The organism is Synechococcus sp. CC9605 (assembly GCF_000012625.1).
GTDB lineage: Bacteria > Cyanobacteriota > Cyanobacteriia > PCC-6307 > Cyanobiaceae > Parasynechococcus.
Map to the genome: position 1 here is coordinate 1,713,484 of NC_007516.1, position 14,664 is coordinate 1,728,147.

General features: G+C 57.9%; 19 protein-coding genes. 10 read left to right on the plus strand and 9 right to left on the minus strand.

Annotated elements, in window-relative coordinates:
- Positions 1-3: 3 nt before the first annotated feature.
- Together SYNCC9605_RS09450 and pdeM are read right to left on the minus strand one after the other, a co-directional pair.
- Positions 4-1,377: a hypothetical protein gene (locus SYNCC9605_RS09450; protein WP_374699863.1), complete on the minus strand. Its 1,374-nt coding sequence runs from the start codon at positions 1,375-1,377 to the stop codon at positions 4-6.
- 77 nt (positions 1,378-1,454) lie between these two features.
- A complete protein-coding gene (pdeM, locus tag SYNCC9605_RS09455; RefSeq protein WP_011364841.1) occupies positions 1,455-2,129 on the minus strand; it encodes a ligase-associated DNA damage response endonuclease PdeM in 675 nt (224 codons plus the stop codon).
- A gap of 89 nt (positions 2,130-2,218) precedes the next feature.
- Here pdeM and SYNCC9605_RS09460 point away from each other — a divergent pair, with 89 nt between their 5' ends.
- The 3 genes from SYNCC9605_RS09460 to SYNCC9605_RS15575 all read left to right on the plus strand — a co-directional run bounded on the left by SYNCC9605_RS09460 (position 2,219) and on the right by SYNCC9605_RS15575 (position 3,456).
- The gene (locus SYNCC9605_RS09460) at positions 2,219-2,398 is read left to right on the plus strand and encodes a hypothetical protein (protein ID WP_041435739.1); all 180 of its coding nucleotides are present in this window, start codon (positions 2,219-2,221) and stop codon (positions 2,396-2,398) included.
- A 111-nt stretch (positions 2,399-2,509) separates the two neighbouring features.
- A complete protein-coding gene (locus SYNCC9605_RS15570) occupies positions 2,510-2,896 on the plus strand; it encodes a transporter substrate-binding domain-containing protein (protein ID WP_257929115.1) in 387 nt (128 codons plus the stop codon).
- Complete coding sequence (locus tag SYNCC9605_RS15575) at positions 2,842-3,456, plus strand: ion channel (protein WP_257930020.1); 615 nt, start codon at positions 2,842-2,844, stop codon at positions 3,454-3,456. The genes SYNCC9605_RS15570 and SYNCC9605_RS15575 overlap by 55 nt, the downstream gene beginning before the upstream one ends.
- 119 nt (positions 3,457-3,575) lie before the next feature.
- Here the strand turns inward: SYNCC9605_RS15575 and SYNCC9605_RS09470 are convergent, their stop codons facing one another.
- A complete protein-coding gene (locus tag SYNCC9605_RS09470; protein ID WP_011364843.1) occupies positions 3,576-3,812 on the minus strand; it encodes a ribbon-helix-helix domain-containing protein in 237 nt (78 codons plus the stop codon).
- 85 nt (positions 3,813-3,897) lie between these two features.
- On the opposite strand from SYNCC9605_RS09470, the gene SYNCC9605_RS09475 reads away from it, so the two are divergent.
- The 3 genes from SYNCC9605_RS09475 to SYNCC9605_RS09485 are packed head-to-tail and all read left to right on the plus strand — an operon-like array spanning position 3,898 to position 5,247.
- On the plus strand, positions 3,898-4,506 hold the full coding sequence (locus SYNCC9605_RS09475) for a PCC domain-containing protein (protein WP_011364844.1): 609 nt from the start codon (positions 3,898-3,900) through the stop codon (positions 4,504-4,506).
- Positions 4,484-4,753: a DUF6737 family protein gene (locus SYNCC9605_RS09480; RefSeq protein ID WP_011364845.1), complete on the plus strand. Its 270-nt coding sequence runs from the start codon at positions 4,484-4,486 to the stop codon at positions 4,751-4,753. The genes SYNCC9605_RS09475 and SYNCC9605_RS09480 overlap by 23 nt, the downstream gene beginning before the upstream one ends.
- Positions 4,750-5,247: a WbuC family cupin fold metalloprotein gene (locus SYNCC9605_RS09485; RefSeq protein WP_011364846.1), complete on the plus strand. Its 498-nt coding sequence runs from the start codon at positions 4,750-4,752 to the stop codon at positions 5,245-5,247. Before SYNCC9605_RS09480 ends, SYNCC9605_RS09485 begins: the two co-directional genes overlap by 4 nt.
- On the opposite strand, the gene SYNCC9605_RS09490 is transcribed toward SYNCC9605_RS09485, so the two are convergent.
- Both SYNCC9605_RS09490 and SYNCC9605_RS09495 read right to left on the minus strand, forming a co-directional pair.
- Positions 5,238-5,438, minus strand: coding sequence for a hypothetical protein (locus tag SYNCC9605_RS09490; protein WP_011364847.1), 201 nt, complete (start codon positions 5,436-5,438; stop codon positions 5,238-5,240). The two genes, SYNCC9605_RS09485 and SYNCC9605_RS09490, sit on opposite strands and share 10 nt — an antisense overlap.
- Positions 5,439-5,481: 43 nt before the next feature.
- On the minus strand, positions 5,482-7,017 hold the full coding sequence (locus tag SYNCC9605_RS09495) for a phytoene desaturase family protein (RefSeq protein WP_011364848.1): 1,536 nt from the start codon (positions 7,015-7,017) through the stop codon (positions 5,482-5,484).
- A gap of 44 nt (positions 7,018-7,061) precedes the next feature.
- On the opposite strand from SYNCC9605_RS09495, the gene SYNCC9605_RS09500 reads away from it, so the two are divergent.
- Positions 7,062-7,601 (plus strand): rhomboid family intramembrane serine protease, encoded by a 540-nt coding sequence (locus SYNCC9605_RS09500; protein ID WP_011364849.1) that lies wholly within the window; start codon positions 7,062-7,064, stop codon positions 7,599-7,601.
- Between the two features lie 16 nt (positions 7,602-7,617).
- Here SYNCC9605_RS09500 and SYNCC9605_RS09505 read toward each other — a convergent pair whose 3' ends face one another.
- From SYNCC9605_RS09505 to SYNCC9605_RS14855, 4 genes are all read right to left on the minus strand, one after another.
- Positions 7,618-8,349, minus strand: coding sequence for an AhpC/TSA family protein (locus SYNCC9605_RS09505; protein WP_011364850.1), 732 nt, complete (start codon positions 8,347-8,349; stop codon positions 7,618-7,620).
- A gap of 524 nt (positions 8,350-8,873) precedes the next feature.
- The gene (locus tag SYNCC9605_RS09510) at positions 8,874-9,170 is read right to left on the minus strand and encodes a hypothetical protein (protein ID WP_011364851.1); all 297 of its coding nucleotides are present in this window, start codon (positions 9,168-9,170) and stop codon (positions 8,874-8,876) included.
- Between the two features lie 392 nt (positions 9,171-9,562).
- Complete coding sequence (locus SYNCC9605_RS09515; protein WP_011364852.1) at positions 9,563-10,846, minus strand: cation:proton antiporter; 1,284 nt, start codon at positions 10,844-10,846, stop codon at positions 9,563-9,565.
- A gap of 671 nt (positions 10,847-11,517) precedes the next feature.
- Positions 11,518-11,769 (minus strand): hypothetical protein, encoded by a 252-nt coding sequence (locus SYNCC9605_RS14855; protein ID WP_156783094.1) that lies wholly within the window; start codon positions 11,767-11,769, stop codon positions 11,518-11,520.
- A gap of 259 nt (positions 11,770-12,028) precedes the next feature.
- On the opposite strand from SYNCC9605_RS14855, the gene SYNCC9605_RS14345 reads away from it, so the two are divergent.
- The 3 genes from SYNCC9605_RS14345 (at position 12,029) to SYNCC9605_RS09520 (ending at position 14,263) form a co-directional block, all read left to right on the plus strand.
- On the plus strand, positions 12,029-12,382 hold the full coding sequence (locus tag SYNCC9605_RS14345; protein WP_156783095.1) for a hypothetical protein: 354 nt from the start codon (positions 12,029-12,031) through the stop codon (positions 12,380-12,382).
- Positions 12,383-12,536: 154 nt separating this feature from the next.
- Positions 12,537-12,665: a hypothetical protein gene (locus tag SYNCC9605_RS15580; RefSeq protein ID WP_257929134.1), complete on the plus strand. Its 129-nt coding sequence runs from the start codon at positions 12,537-12,539 to the stop codon at positions 12,663-12,665.
- 530 nt (positions 12,666-13,195) lie between these two features.
- Positions 13,196-14,263, plus strand: coding sequence for a serine hydrolase domain-containing protein (locus SYNCC9605_RS09520; protein ID WP_257929135.1), 1,068 nt, complete (start codon positions 13,196-13,198; stop codon positions 14,261-14,263).
- Positions 14,264-14,664: the final 401 nt, after the last annotated feature.

Here is a 14,664-nt window from a genome sequence, read left to right on the forward strand (position 1 = left end):
AGCTCAATTCCGGTCAGCCGGGAGGGGCACCGGCGGCAGGGGCGGCAAATCAGGCGGCGACGTCACGGGTGGAGCTGGCTCATCCAGAAGAACCTCGGCGGGATTGAGCATCGGCTGATCGAGCACGATCGGCGGCGGCAGATCGGGGGGCAACGGCACAAATGGCTGCGGCTCTGTCCAGCTGGTGTCTGAGCTGCTATCTGAGCTGTCATCGGGATTGGGTTCAGACGGCTCCAGCTGCCGGATCACGGCCGGCTGCTCACGCAGCACCAAAGGATCCGCCGTGATCGGGGGTTCCCTGAGGGGTGCACGATCCAGATCAACGCCGGAGTCGTCGGCATCCGCAGGCGAGCCCGGCTTGGTGAGGTTGGAGGGCCCCCAGATCATCCGGGCCAGGGGTTCAACGCCCTGTTCCATCACCCGGTTCAAGCCAGCCAGTCCGCGATCGGCGAGGTGATTGCCGAAGGACGACACACATTCGATGGGGCTATCGCAGCCCTCATCCATCACCAGCCTGGGCGTCAGACCCGCGATCAAATTGCCCTGCAGCGGAATCTGGCGTGGGCTCAACCGCAGCAGATAGGGCACATGCACAAAGCTGGTGGCGCCACCGCTGATCCAGTTGGCATCTTCTTCGGTGAAGCCCTTCACCCCAGGGATGATCAAACGACTCTTCGAGGCATGGTCGGGCATATAGGCCGCCAGATAGCCCCGGCGACGGGCGAGGTCTTTGCTCTGCTCCAGGGTCAGGCCATCGCGGCTCATCAGCACTTCCATGTAGCCGTCCTGACGCAGGCCCATCACCATGCGGATCCGCGGCAGGTAGTAGCGGATCCGCTGGCCCATGCTGATGCTGTAGGCCCCCTTGTAGCTCTCCGGCGGCGCCTCGATGTCGTTGTAGAGGCTGTGCAAGCCGCCAATGAAGGTGTCGTAGATGCGGCTGCGCTCATCGGTCAGCTCCCCGTAGCCGAAATCAATGCTGCCGTTGTGGCGGATGCCGACGAAAGCCCGCTGGCGTGAAGCGGAGCGGTTCCGCCCGCGCCAGACCTGATTGCCGAATTTCAGATCCCCCAGGGGGACTGTGATCTCGCGGCCGTCGTCGTCCACATGGCGCTCGTACATCGGGCCCGACACGTAGGCCAGGGCAGCGCTGTCCTGGTATGCGTCCTGTTCGCGATCCCAACCCTCCAGCAGCCCGAAGCGCACCCGCCGTGGATCGAGATCCAACGCGTACACCTCATCGTCGGGGATGTAGCGGAACGGCTTGGCATCCCGGCCACGCTGCTGGGCCGAACGGACAGCTTGATCCTCAAAATTGGAGCGCTCGGGAGCCACAGGCGCCAAAGCGATCAAGCCGCCGAACACCACAAACGGCATGGCCAGCAAGAGCCAGCGCTTGCGCAGATGGATCCTGCGCTTGAGGCGGGGTCTGGGTAGCGGCGCAGCAGGCTGAGTCACGCGATCCTTCGCTCTCGGTTGTTGGGGGTTGGATCGAACCAAGGAACGATGGAGCCTTCGGCCACCAGCCATTGCTGGTAACGCTCGCCGCAGTCATGGCCTCCCGTCAACTGCCCGAAGGAAGGAATCACCAAACGCGGCCCATCCGGATCAAAGGCGAAACAGGGCAAACGCAACTGATCGGAACGGCTGCGAATCCGGGTGGTGGGGTGCAGGTGACCGCACACGTTCAACAACCCCGGCTCCGGCAACCGTTCGGGCATGTGGCTCAACCAGAGATTGCCCAACCGCTGAGAAGGCTGCTGGGGCAATCCTTCAATCCAGCTGTCCTGATCATGGTTGCCACCGATCAGCACCACCGGGCAACCACAGAGATCGGGCAACGCCAGCAGGGTCTCGCGCAGGGCAGCGGTGATGCCGATTCGGGCATGCACGAGATCACCCAGCACAAACAAGCTCTGAGGAGACCAGGCATGGCAGAGCTCCAGCAGCGGATTCAGAGTTCCTTGATCCCCATCGCTGGGCATGGGGATGCCATGGGCCTGGAACGCCTCGGCCTTGCCGAGATGCAGATCGGCAACAAACAGTTCGCGCCCCTCAGCCCGCCACAGGGCCCGCTGGGGCAGGAACGTGAGTGGGCTTTCGCCCCAGGACCACTCCAATGCGGTCATGAACGGTGCAGATCGCAGATCTGTAGCGCTGGCTGCATTGGATGGCTGACGTCGTGCCGCAAGCTTTGTGGGCCTCCAGAAGACTCATTGTGGCGCGAAGCAAGGGTCCACACCAGCTCGCGAGTTCAACCCTGCGCACGCTCGAACAACGGTTGAGCCTGCTGGAAGAGGAAGGCCGTTTCGAATGTGCCTACGCCCTAAGGATGGAAGTGGCCGACTGGCTGCTCGGGGCCAAGGATGCCAACCTGAGCGCACCATCGTTGACCTGAGCCTTCCATGACCATTGCCCTGCTGATCGCGCTGGCGGGTTCCCTGGCGGCGATGGCCGTGATCGTGCGTCGTCTGGAACAGCGCTGATGTGAAGGGTCCGGCGCTGGTCCGTGGCCCTGGCGCTCGCCTGCTTCGGCAGCGCACTACCCCTGCAGGCCAATGAGCTCAGGGTGGGCATCAGCGGCTCCGCCCCGTTCGTGATTCAGGACGGCGACTCCACCAGCGGCATCAGCCTCGACATATGGCGGCGCGTCGCCGAAGACAACAACTACAGCTACGAACTGATTCCGCAGCCATCCCCCAAGGCCGGGATTGAAGCGGTGGATGAAGGTGAGATCGACGTGCTGGTGGGGCCAATCAGCATCACCTCCGGTCGATTGGCCATGCCGGCGTTGATTTCACCCAGCCCTACTACCTGGGCAAGTCGGGGGTGTTGCTGCCGATGCGCCTGCCGTCGATCATTAGCCGCGTCCAGGTGTTCTTCGGCTGGGCAGTGATCTCCTCGGTGCTGGTGCTGATTAGCGTTCTGCTGCTGGTGGGCAGCCTGATCTGGCTGGCGGAACGGAACCGCAACAGTGAGCAGTTTCCGCGGGACTGGCTACCGGGCATCAGCAGCGGCATGTGGTTTGCCCTGGTGACCTTGACCACGGTGGGCTACGGCGACAAGGCCCCGATCACACGAACCGGCCGAAGCATCACCGGCGCCTGGATGGTGATCTCTCTGATCGAGGTGTCGTCCCTCACCGCCAGCCTCGCCTCGGCGTTCACCCTGTTCCTCTCCGATGCCACCGAATCGGCCATCAGCGCTCCTGAACAACTCAACGGCCGTCGGGTTGCAGTGGTGAAGGGCACCAGTGGCATGGAGCTGGCCCAACGCGGTGACATGCGGATCGTCAGCGCCACCAACCTCAGGAGTGCCGTTCAACTGTTGTTGGAGCAGCAGGCCGATGCCTTGATCTTCGATCGACCCGCCATTCGCTACCACCTCAAAAACAACCCCGACCTCGCCTACGCCTCGCCCCCTTCACCCTGTCGGAGGAGACCTACGGCTTCGTAATCAAACCGGACAGCCCCCTGCGCACGCCCATGGACGTCTCCATCCTCAAATTGCAACGGCAGGGGAAGGTTGCAACCATTGCCAACCGGCTGCTGGATTGAGGCCAAGCCGCAGCCGAGTCAGCCCAGAGGGCGATGGCGACGCAGGGCCTCTTCCAGCAGATAGGCAGCCAGATTGCCGCAACTGCGCCCTTCAGCGAGGGCATGACGCTTGAGGTCATGCATCACCCCGCGGGGCAGGGTGACGTTGATGCGCTCGGAGCCGGCGGCGTCCGCCACCGCAGCCGTGCTGGGAGCCGCGCCCTGGCCCTCGATCCGCTGCTGCAACTCCTGAACCAGATCCTGAAGGAGAGACACGATTTCGTGAAAATATGCTCACAATTCGTTAACGATATCGTGCTAGACAAGATTGCGTAATCTTGGACACACTTTTTGAGGCGCCATGCAACCCCTGCCGCTGAAGCTTGCTCCCGGCAGTGATCTGCGCCTCAGCCTCGAAGAACTGGCCGAGCGGGATGGCATCAGCGGCTTTGTTCTCGGCGTGGTCGGCAACCTGACCAAGGCGTCCTTTCAATGCCCCGGCCAGGCGGAGCCCACTGTGCTGGAGGGAGACCTTGAGGTAATCACCCTCAATGGAACCTTTTCCCCCGAGGGCGTTCACCTGCACCTGAGCCTCTCGGACGGGGCCTGTCAGGTGTGGGGAGGCCATCTGGAGCCTGGCACGATCGTGCAGAAGGGCGTCGACCTCCTGATTGGCGTGCTGGAGCAACGCGAAGGCCACCCCACGCGTCAGACCGCAGCAGCAGCGCCAAGGATCGAGATCGCCGTGCTGCCGGGATGCCCCTGGTGCAGCCGCGCCCTGCGCATCCTGAGAACCCTGGATCTGCCCCACACCGTCACCACCGTCAACGACGACGCAGCCTTCCAGGCCGTGCAGCAGCGCAGTGGAATGACCACCTTCCCCCAGGTGTTCATCGACGGATCGGTGATTGGTGGCTACGACGATCTCGCCGCCATGCAAGCCGCCGGTGAACTCGACGCCCTCCGCTGATCAGCCGGAGCTGAAGCCTCAGGAACAGCCACTCTCGGAACAGCCACCGTTCTGGTCGCTGAAACCCTGGTGGTGCCAGCCCTGGTCGATCGTCTCCACGGGAGTGCTGTTCGTCGGCGGGTCCTGGGCAGTGCTGCATTGCCTCTGGATCAGCCTTCCGCTGGCCCTGGGTGTGCTGGCCTGGTGGCTGCTGTTTCTGGTGCTCGTCCCCGCCGCCTACCGCTCGGCAGCGGAGGCGAACCAATGACGCCCTCACCCTTTCGCCGCATCGACCAACAGCTGTTCGCCCAGGTTGCCGCCGAGGCCCGGCAGCATCCCCGCCTGCGCCTAAACCACAATTTCCACCGGGAACAGGATGCGGTTCAGCGCTTCCTCAACGTGCTGCAGCCCGGCACCTATGTGCGTCCCCACCGCCACCGGCGCAACGGTTCCGGCACAGGCTTCGAATGTTTCCTGGTGCTGCAAGGCGCCATCGGACTGTTGCTGTTCAACGGTGAGGGGGAAATCCAGCAGCAGCTCCATCTCAGCGCCAAGGGGCCCACCCACGGCATCGAGATTGCAGAAGATCAGTTCCACACCCTGGTGGCCCTGGAGGCCAACAGCGTGATTTTCGAGCTGAAACAGGGGCCCTATCAGCCCTCTCAAGACAAGGACTTTCTCAACGGCTTCCCCCAGGAGGGCACAACGGAGGCTGCCAGGCAAGAGTCGCAGTGGCGCGACCTTCTTTCAGATCAGGTCTGACGCGAGGCTTCACGGGAGCGCTGCTTCTCATCCAGCAGTTCCCCTTCCAGCTGCTCGATCAAACGACTCACCAACGCCTGAAATTCCGGCTGGCAGCCACGAAACGCCGCTTTATGACGGATCGGCTCGTTGCGCATGCGCAGATCCGTGAGCATCAGCTGCAGCGAATCGATCCGGGCGTTGGAAGACATGGACTGCGTCGGTGTTCCAAAATGAGGTTATGACGCAGCTGCTTCAAAGCTCCAGCTCCCGCAGCAGACTGTTTTGCGCCTCTCGGCCGAGGATGGCATGGGCCGCCATCGCACCACTCGCTGCAACGGGGGGGATGCCGATACCGGGGAAGGTGCTGGCACCACACAGCCAGAGATTGGCCAAGGGTGTCGTCACCCCAGGGAAGAGGCCTTCAGCCGCTGATAGGGCAGGGCCATAACTGCCCTGATGAACATTGAGAAAATGGCTGTGGGTCAGCGGCGTTCCCTCCATGATCAACTCGCAGCGGTCGCGGATGTCGGGAATACGACGCTGCAGAACCCGCCAGAACACAGCGCATCGCTCCTGTTTTCTCTGCTGATACGCAGCACTGTCGCGCTCCAGATCAGCCCAGATCTGCCAGGGTTCGCTGGCTGGGGTGTAAGCGTGCAGCACATGGCGACCGGCCAGTGCCATGGAGGGATCCAACACCGACGGAATCGACAACACCACGGCATTGCGCTCAGCGTCGATTCCACGCTCCCAGTCGTCGACCCAGACGGTGTGAATCGGCAGATCCTCCAGCCCGGAGGCATCAAAACCCAGATGCAAGTGCAGGAAGCCGTTGCAGGCCGGCGTGGCCTGGCGCAGACGCTGCCACTTCGGCGCCACGGACTCCGGCAGCAGCCCAAGGGTGGACCAGATGTCGGCATTGCAAATCACCTGCCGCGCCGCAATCTGCGTTCCATCGGCCAGGGTCACACCCACAACGCGGTCCCCCTCCACCCGTAGTTGTTGCACCGCCGTGCCGGTGTGCAGGCTGCCGCCATGGGCCTCCAGGCCACGCACCAGGGCCTCAACCACCGCAGCACTGCCGCCAACGGGGTAGTCGAGATGGGCATCCGGCTCAAACCATTCGCCGAACAGCGTCGCCATGGCTGCAGCGTTGGTGTCTCCCATCGGCATGCCACTGATCAGGAAGGAGAGCAGATCCACCCAATGGCGCAGGAAGGAATCGCTGAGGTGACGATCCACCAGGGGGCCAAACGAACCGGAAAGGTGACGCATCGCCGCAAGATGCGGCAACAGGCGTCCGCCGCGCTTCAGCAGCTGCGCCATACCATCCACCCCAGGCCGCAAAGCCAGCAAGGGCAAAGCATCGGCAGCGGCGGCGATCGGCTGGAGCGCCTCCACAAAGCGGCGCCATTCGGCGGCCACCTCGGGGCCGCGCAGGCTGCGCACCACAGCCTCAAAATCGTCGTGCCCGACGGCGATGCGCAGATCCCCTTCCGGCAACAGCACATCCCAGCTGCGATATGGAATCACCTCCACGCTCTGCCCAAGTGCGCGCAGCACCTGGGCCAGGGGATTGCTGCTGGGCCAACGCCCCAAGCCACTCCAGAGGGATGGACCGGATTCAAAGTGATAGCCCTGGCGTTGAAAGCCATGGGCGGCTCCACCGGGTTGGTGGTGGGCTTCCAGCACCAGCACCTCCCGGCCGGCGCGGGCACACAAACCTGCGGCACAGAGTCCGCCGATGCCGCTGCCGATCACCAGAACGTCGACGTCGCTTCTGATCATCCGCTCAGCATCAGCGTCATCATTGTGGTCATTGGCGCAAGACGATGCGCGCTCGACTGCTGCTTCCCCTGCTGATCCTGGCCTTGGCATGGGGGCAGGAGCTGATCGACCAACTGCTCTTTGCGGGGCAGTGGAACCTGCCGATGGGGCCGGATCAACCGTGGTGGGGGGTGATCACAGCGCCGTTAAGCCATGCCGGCTTCGGGCATCTGATCTCCAACAGCCTGGCCTTTCTGCCCCTGAGCTGGCTGGTGCTCAGCCGGGGGATGCGCGATTACCTGAGCGTCTGGCTGTCGGTTCTGCTGATCAACATTCCCGTCGCCATGTTCTGGCCGGCCCGCAGCCATGGACTCTCGGGCGTTGTTTACGGACTGCTCGGCTACCTGCTGCTAATCGGCTGGCTAGAACGTCGTGTCCTCTCCATCATCCTGGGCCTGGTGGCGTTCTGGCTCTACGGCTCAGCCTTGATCGCCTTGATCCCCGGCGTTTCCCCCGCCGGCGTCAGCTGGATCGGCCACAGCGCAGGCTTCATCGGCGGCTTGGTGGCGGCCCTGGCGGTGTATCGCGAACCCACTACCGATTGAGGACAGTCAGTTGGGCTCAACCCTGAGTCAGAACCTCGTCGAGAAACGCCAAAGGGCGTTCCATGGTGGCGGAGTAGCCGAGCAGGCTTTGATCGCGATGGCAGTAGATCACGCTGTCATCGGCATCGAGCAGCACGGTGGCACCACGCTGGGTGATGTGGTCGTCACAGGGCACATACGTGCGCCAGTTGCGGAGCACTTCGTTCATGTTGCGCAGACGCTTGGTAGCGAGCTCAAACGGACGCTGGAACCCGGCGCCACCGGCCCGGCGGAACAGAGCGCCCCGGAAGCGTGGCAAGGGGAACGCTTCAACCCACTCCTCGTCGTCAAAGATCTGGGCAGCCGTGCGATCACCGGTGTAGCCGCGCAGCACCTCGCGCAGGGTGCCCGGCGAACCGACGCCGGCGCACATCAGCAAAAAGCCAGCCCAGGGCCCGCCGGGCAGCTGCAACCCAGACTCCAAACCCAGAGATTCATGCAACACCGGGGATGCATCGGCGGTCAGCTGCTGCAGGGGAAACCCGGTGAAGGCCGCGAAGCGCTCAGCGCTGGCGGCGTTGCCAATGCCGAACAGCTGAACCTTGACCCCTGCTGATGCCAACTGGGGAAGCCTGGGCACCAGCGCCTGGGCATATTCGATCGAGTCGAAATCCCCCAGCTGGCCCAACACAACAACAAGGCGCTTGCAGCCGCTCTCCATGCCGGGCAAATCAGCGAGGCGCTTGAGCAGTGGGTCGAGTGGAATCATTGCCGTGTTGTCGAAGTGGTTATCAAAAAAGACTGTTGTCGACCGGATCGTGACAAAAATCGGGATCCAGCCGGGTGGTTGCCACCCACATCCAGGCGATCCAGCTCCATCGCCCCGGCTGGGAGTGCATTGCCGTTCATATGACTCGATGGCAGTGGTCAGATGGCTCGCTGAAATGTTGTGGCAATTGAAACCGCTGAACTGACCCCTCAGAGGAAGTAAGGAGCCAGTTTCTAATCAGCGCCCAATGGTCATTGGAGAAACCATTGGATGGAAAGCCCTAACGGCAGAACCTCCGCCCTCAACCTTCCGCCATGACTCCAGAGACAACAGCGCAGCTCTCGACGTCGGCGTTCAGAGAATGCACCTCTTCTTTAGATGCTGTCGCTAGTGCAACTGCGTCTGGCAGATCGGTGGAGTGTGCCAGCAGTTCCCAATGGATTCTTGGGCCCATCTTCGTGTGGACATTGGCCTGGAAGCCCCGGTATACCCTTCTACAAAGGTTTGCCGGAGTAACTGGTGGGTTAGTCCAATGAATAGGCTTTCTTCGCTGCTAACCCTGCTTCGACAGCGGTGCCCGCTGCCAGCGCAACCAGGCCAAAGAGCCCGATGAGCTGGTTCTGCAGCTCAGTCCCAGCCTCCGCGTCTTGTCCCAGGGCAGCCCCAAGGGCGAACCAGGTAGTAGCCATTGCTGATGTGATCCAGTACGCCTTCCAGCGGCGTTGATAAAGGTATCCGGCACCCAGACCAGGCAACACGTTCAGAATCACGGCGACCCAGCCAGCAGACGCGGCGAGGATTTCTTCCTTCGTGGGTGCCATGGCTCATTGATCAGGGATTCGATTATGGCGACCAATTCCTTTGACTAAAGCTTCCAGAGCCTCTTTTTGAGATTCATTGCCCTGCAGGCAACCTGAGCTCGTCTAAACGGAAGTGCGTTCTAATTGAAGTACGTCTTGTTCTGCAGGGCAGGGCAGAGGTCGCGCATGGTCACGGCAGTGGCCTGAGCGGAAGAGTGGATCCCACCGCGTCATTTTTGTTCAGCCGATGCCAGGCCTGCGCTTGCTTCAAGCATTACCTGCATGAATGCTGACGGAGTGCTTGCAACTGTCGCTCAGACCAAATCCGACAAGCAAGTGCTAATTGAAGATGTCTAGAAAGTTTGCAGCAGAAAAAGATGATTCTTTTTTGGTTCTTGAGAACAATCTATTCATTAAGGGTAATAGCGCTTAATTACATTTTCAATCGTCAATCCCTGGATAGCGACAGAGAATAGCACCACTAAATAAGTAACAAAAAGGAGCAGCTCACTCTCCGAACTACTCGGAAGTGAAAGGGCGAGAGCGACTGAAACTCCACCCCTAATTCCGGCCCAGGTGAGAATCTGTACAGTTCCTGGGTTCACTTCCGAATTAAGCGATTTGATCTGAACAGGCAATGCTATAGCCACAAATCTAGCAAAAAGCGATAAAAGAGTGATGGCAATAAACAAACTAATTAAGAGAGGATAGGCAATCTCGTATGACGAATGCTGAAACAAGAAAACAATTTTAAGACCAATCAGAAGAAATAGAACTGAATTCAGAATTTCATCAACCAATTCCCAGAACGTTTCAACATGCATACGTGTCGTCTCTGACATTGCCATTGATGTGCCTTGATTACCAATCAGCAAACCTGCAATCACCATGGCAATAGGACCTGACAGATGGAGATGCAACGCGATTGAGTAAGCACCTGTTACAAGTGCGAGTGTGATCAAGACTTCAAGTACGTAATCATCAATTTGTCGAAGCAACCAAAACGCGATATAGCCAGAAATCAAACCCAGAAATAGTCCACCCAAGGCTTCTTTAGTCAGCAGCCATATTACCGATGTGAGCTGAAAGCTGGTTTCCAAGCCTTCCTCACCGCCGTTCCCAAAAACCAAAGAAACTAAAACAGAGAAAAGTACCACTGCTACACCATCATTAAAAAGGCTCTCACCGGCAATCTTTGCTTTTAAAGGCGACGGAACCTGCAATGTTTTTAAGACGCCTAAAACAGCAACGGGATCCGTTGGAGAGACCATGACTCCAAGCAGCAAACAAATCAAAAACGGCAAAGAAAGGCCAACCGCTCCAGAAATAAGCCAAAAACCACCTCCAATCACAAATGATGAAACAAGAACCCCAAAGCTTGCAAAAGCAAGAATGGTCCACTTGTTTTCGAGCAATTGATCTAGATCAACATGAAGAGCACCTGCAAATAAGAGAAACGACAACATTCCTTGCATGAGCGTGACGTTAAAATCAATATTTCCGAGAAATTTATTAACCAATACACTCATTCCAAGGGACGGAAAGATTAGATCAAGCGCTATTAGAGACAAGCTAGCCGCCAGCGCGACTATCATCAATCCAATCGTATGGGGAAGTTTGACAAACTTATGATTAATTGCCCCAAACATAGTTGCCAAAAAAAGCAGAATCGCCGGAATGTCGAGTGGTTTTGTCATGTCAAAGAGTCAAATAAAGTTCTTAGTGTGCTCGGCATCAATCAACTCAAAATAGCATTAAATGTCTTCAGAATTTTTAGCAGCTGAATAGCCATATTGAGCGGCAATGGCACTTAAAATCGAAAACTTTCAAAACAAGGGACGTGTTTAAGGATTTACGAAAATAACCATAACGGATTTAGCCCGACTATTCTGCATTAAATGTATCGATAGAATATTTTGACTCATCAGCAATGCCTAGGTCTAAGCCATCTGACACTCCTGAAGCCTCTCTGCACATAGGTCCTGGTCGTCCACTAGCGCCGCTTGAGCTTGTAGACGCAAACAACCTGAGACATTGCCAGGTTATAGACGAAGGCGACGTTGCCAAACCCCAACAGGTTGGTCAGGGGATCAGCCATGAACTACTTCTTGAATAGGGCACGCCAGGCGACATAGCTGCCTCCGCCTAGCAGTATTAGGGGGAAGATAATCTTGCTAAAGGCGAGCAGGACGACACCGCCAATACTGATGAGTCCGACCTTCTTGACCATGGCCTGACTCTCATCAGTCATTTGGTCCCACTTGACCCGGGCCATACGACTCAGAAGCTGTGGATCACTTTTTAAGGGTTCTTGGCTTTGAACGCCAGGTCAGTTCAAAAAAATAAGCCCCGCCAGGAGCCTTGATATTCAGAACGGTGGATCCTTATCAGGAAAAGGATCAGTCGGGAAACGATGAAGATCTAATGCGAATAATCGTTCGAGCTGCTCCTCCTCCGGGCGGGGTGGTGGAGGCAGCACGTTGGACTGTTTGATCGAAAGCTCCGGCAGCTTGTCCACCTCTTGACCGCCAGCCTCGTTTGCCAAATGGATGAGGGCACTAAGTAACGGGCTGATGACTTGACCTAGCTGGTTGTCGAACGGCAGTACTTCTGAAGACACCCTCACCCCAGCTGTCGTGCAGTGCCGTTCAGATGACGTAATGGCAGTGGTCAGATGATTACTTCTGCCCGTAAAGGTCGATCCAGTCGATCTAACCCCAGCCCCCTTCGAGCAGCTCCTTGGTGCGCCGGCGTGCCTCGCAGTTCTCTTGTTCTGAATGGTTGCGGGCCTCCAGCTCCTGCTGCTGTCTCAGCCCGCTCCACCCGTACGGACTCCAGGATCAGATGGAGTTGACTCATTACACATCCGTCCCCGAGCCATGAGGTCCATTGCTGTTCTTACAGCTGCGGTGCTTGCAGCTGTTGTTAGTCCGGCCAATGCCGAGAAGTTGAAGCTCCGCTGCGCAAGCCCTGAAAGCCCTCTAGGCCCGTCCGCCTTTGCGACTTTGTATGTCGATGAAGTGAATGGTCAAATCACCCAAATTTGGGATTCCACCGGTTACGAGGAAACCAGCCCGGCCACATTTAAAGACGGGGTCTGGAGATGGGTGGGCTGGAGATCCGAAGAGTCCGGCTGGGCTAGCAACGTCGGCATTGATCCTCGAACGGGAGAAATTGTCGGTGTATACCCTTCGGGAGAGATCTTCGGCCCAATCGGGCCGATTTGCCGGTGACACAACGATCCTTCTGTCAACGCATCCGTGCCATCAGCTGATTCATCAGCACCAGCACCTCCGGCAGCCGCGGGTCTTCGTCGAGCCGACCCAGGAAGTCGCACAGGTCAGTCATAAGTGACCCCTAGCCACTCATCATCTCCCAGACGGTGACTTGATTAGTGCCACCAGCGGCAGTTTCGACGGGCACCTGGCCTTCATCACCGCCCCCGGTGACGAGGACCTCTGGTGGATCCAGCGTCGAGGCTTCTGGTTTTTCCATCACTGCCGCCTTTGGGTTTGAGGTGAAAAAGCCAGTTAAAGCTGCGCATCTATTGCAGGCTCTTTCTGCCACATGCGCAAGAAACAGTGGTCTCATTCTTTGTAGTGATCATGTCTCTTTGCCTTCAGCATCAAGGTGATCAGCAATTACAGGGACTGCTCCACAACACCACTTACAGAGTTAGATCTGACCCGGCTGGCGCGGAGTTGATGGCTAGGGGCAACGCGCAGGTTTATCCCACCTCTAGCGCTCAATCCACTTCCGTTGTGCTGCAGTAGATCTCGGTATCAGATTGAGGGAGAAAGCTTGGGCTTGCCAATGCGTGGCTGTTTCTGCCGTACTTATCTCTTGCAGCAGAATTCTCAGCAGCGAAGGCTTGAAAGCATTGCTAAACGGTTGATCGCAACCATTTATTTGCCCTAGTTTCCGGTCAACTGAATGCACCGGCCATGTCTTTCGGATGCATTGGCGCAATCGGCCTTGCGGGATCCATCACTCTTTTGACAGGGTTACCGTCTAAACCAGCACTGGCAGAGGCCCCGTTCAGCCAAGTGCAACAGCGGATTGAACATTTGCGGCGGGAGCACAACATTCCCGGGGCCTCGATCGCCGTAATTGACGACGGACAAATCGCCTGGGCGCGAGGCTTTGGATTTGCGGATCTGTCTAGCGGTCGACCGGTCACTGCCGACACGCTGTTTCAGGCTCAGTCGATCACCAAAACTCTCACATCCTTAGCAACGGTCAAGCTCCTCGCCAACCGTGAGATTGCCTTGGATGAACCCGTTAACCGTTACTTGAAGGGTTGGACAATCCCAGAGAACGCCTACACCAAAAAGGTTCCGGTCAGTTTCCGCATGCTGCTGAACCACACAGGCGGTTTGAGCAATCCGTACCCAGATGGGTGCTGCGGCCCAATGGAGAAATTGCCGACACTGCAGCAAGTGTTGCGTGGACTACCTCCTGCAACGAACAAACCCCTCACCGTTGAACGGATCCCCGGAACAGCCTTCAGCTACTGCAACGGCTGTTACACGGTGCTGCAGCCGGCCTTGGAATCAATCAGCCAAAAACCATTCCCCAGCTTGATGCAGGAGTTGGTGCTCACACCCGCAGGCATGAACAAGAGCACCTTTGACAACACCTTTTTTCTCAACGACTCCAGCACCATCGCCATCCCCTACGACGTTGATGGGAAGCCCCACGGTCGGGCACCCATGCGGCATCCCATCCTTTCCACCGGTTTGATGTGGAGCACAGCGAGCGATCTGGCTCGTTTTAACCTCGCCTTCACAAAGGCGCTGAACTCCGGCCACTCACTGATCGATCAACACCTCGCCAAGCAACTCAGCATCCCCAGTTCCACTGCAAACCGCAGCATGGGGTTTGAACTAGGCAACCGCGACGCAGACGCCAAAGCAAGGGGCGATTACCTGTTTCATTCGGGAACAGGCAACGGTGCCGTCAGCCTTTCAATCATCAGCATGGATGGAAATCACGGGGCTGTGTTCTTGATCAACAAAGGACCAAACCCCTGGCTGTCAACAAACATTCCACAGTTTGCGTTCATCAAGGAGGGCCTTAAGGTGATTAATACAGAGGCCGAGTGGCCAAACTAATCAATCCAAGGGTTGAGTCCGAAAGCACTTTCGAATAAGCCTTATACTAACCAGTCTATCAAAAAAGTATCGCAAGGCTTGTTAATACTCTGGCAGCAATTTAGTTTCCAGAAAACTCGGATAAGTTGTGATGCATTAGATCTGAGCTGTTGGAAGGAAGTTAGGCTCTAATGAAAACCCGCCATTGCTGGCGGGGGGATTATTTTTTTCGGGAGATGGATGGCGATAACAAGTCCCCCCGCTTTTCCCTTGCGGGTTTCGTATAGCTTTTAACCAAAAGGCATCGAGCTTCACAGCAGAGGATCTAAATAGCATTAAGAAAAAGACATAAACATTAGTTCAATGCATTGTATGGCCATTATTGCTTTTAACTGTCAAGAGCAGGTGAAGCGTTGTGACAT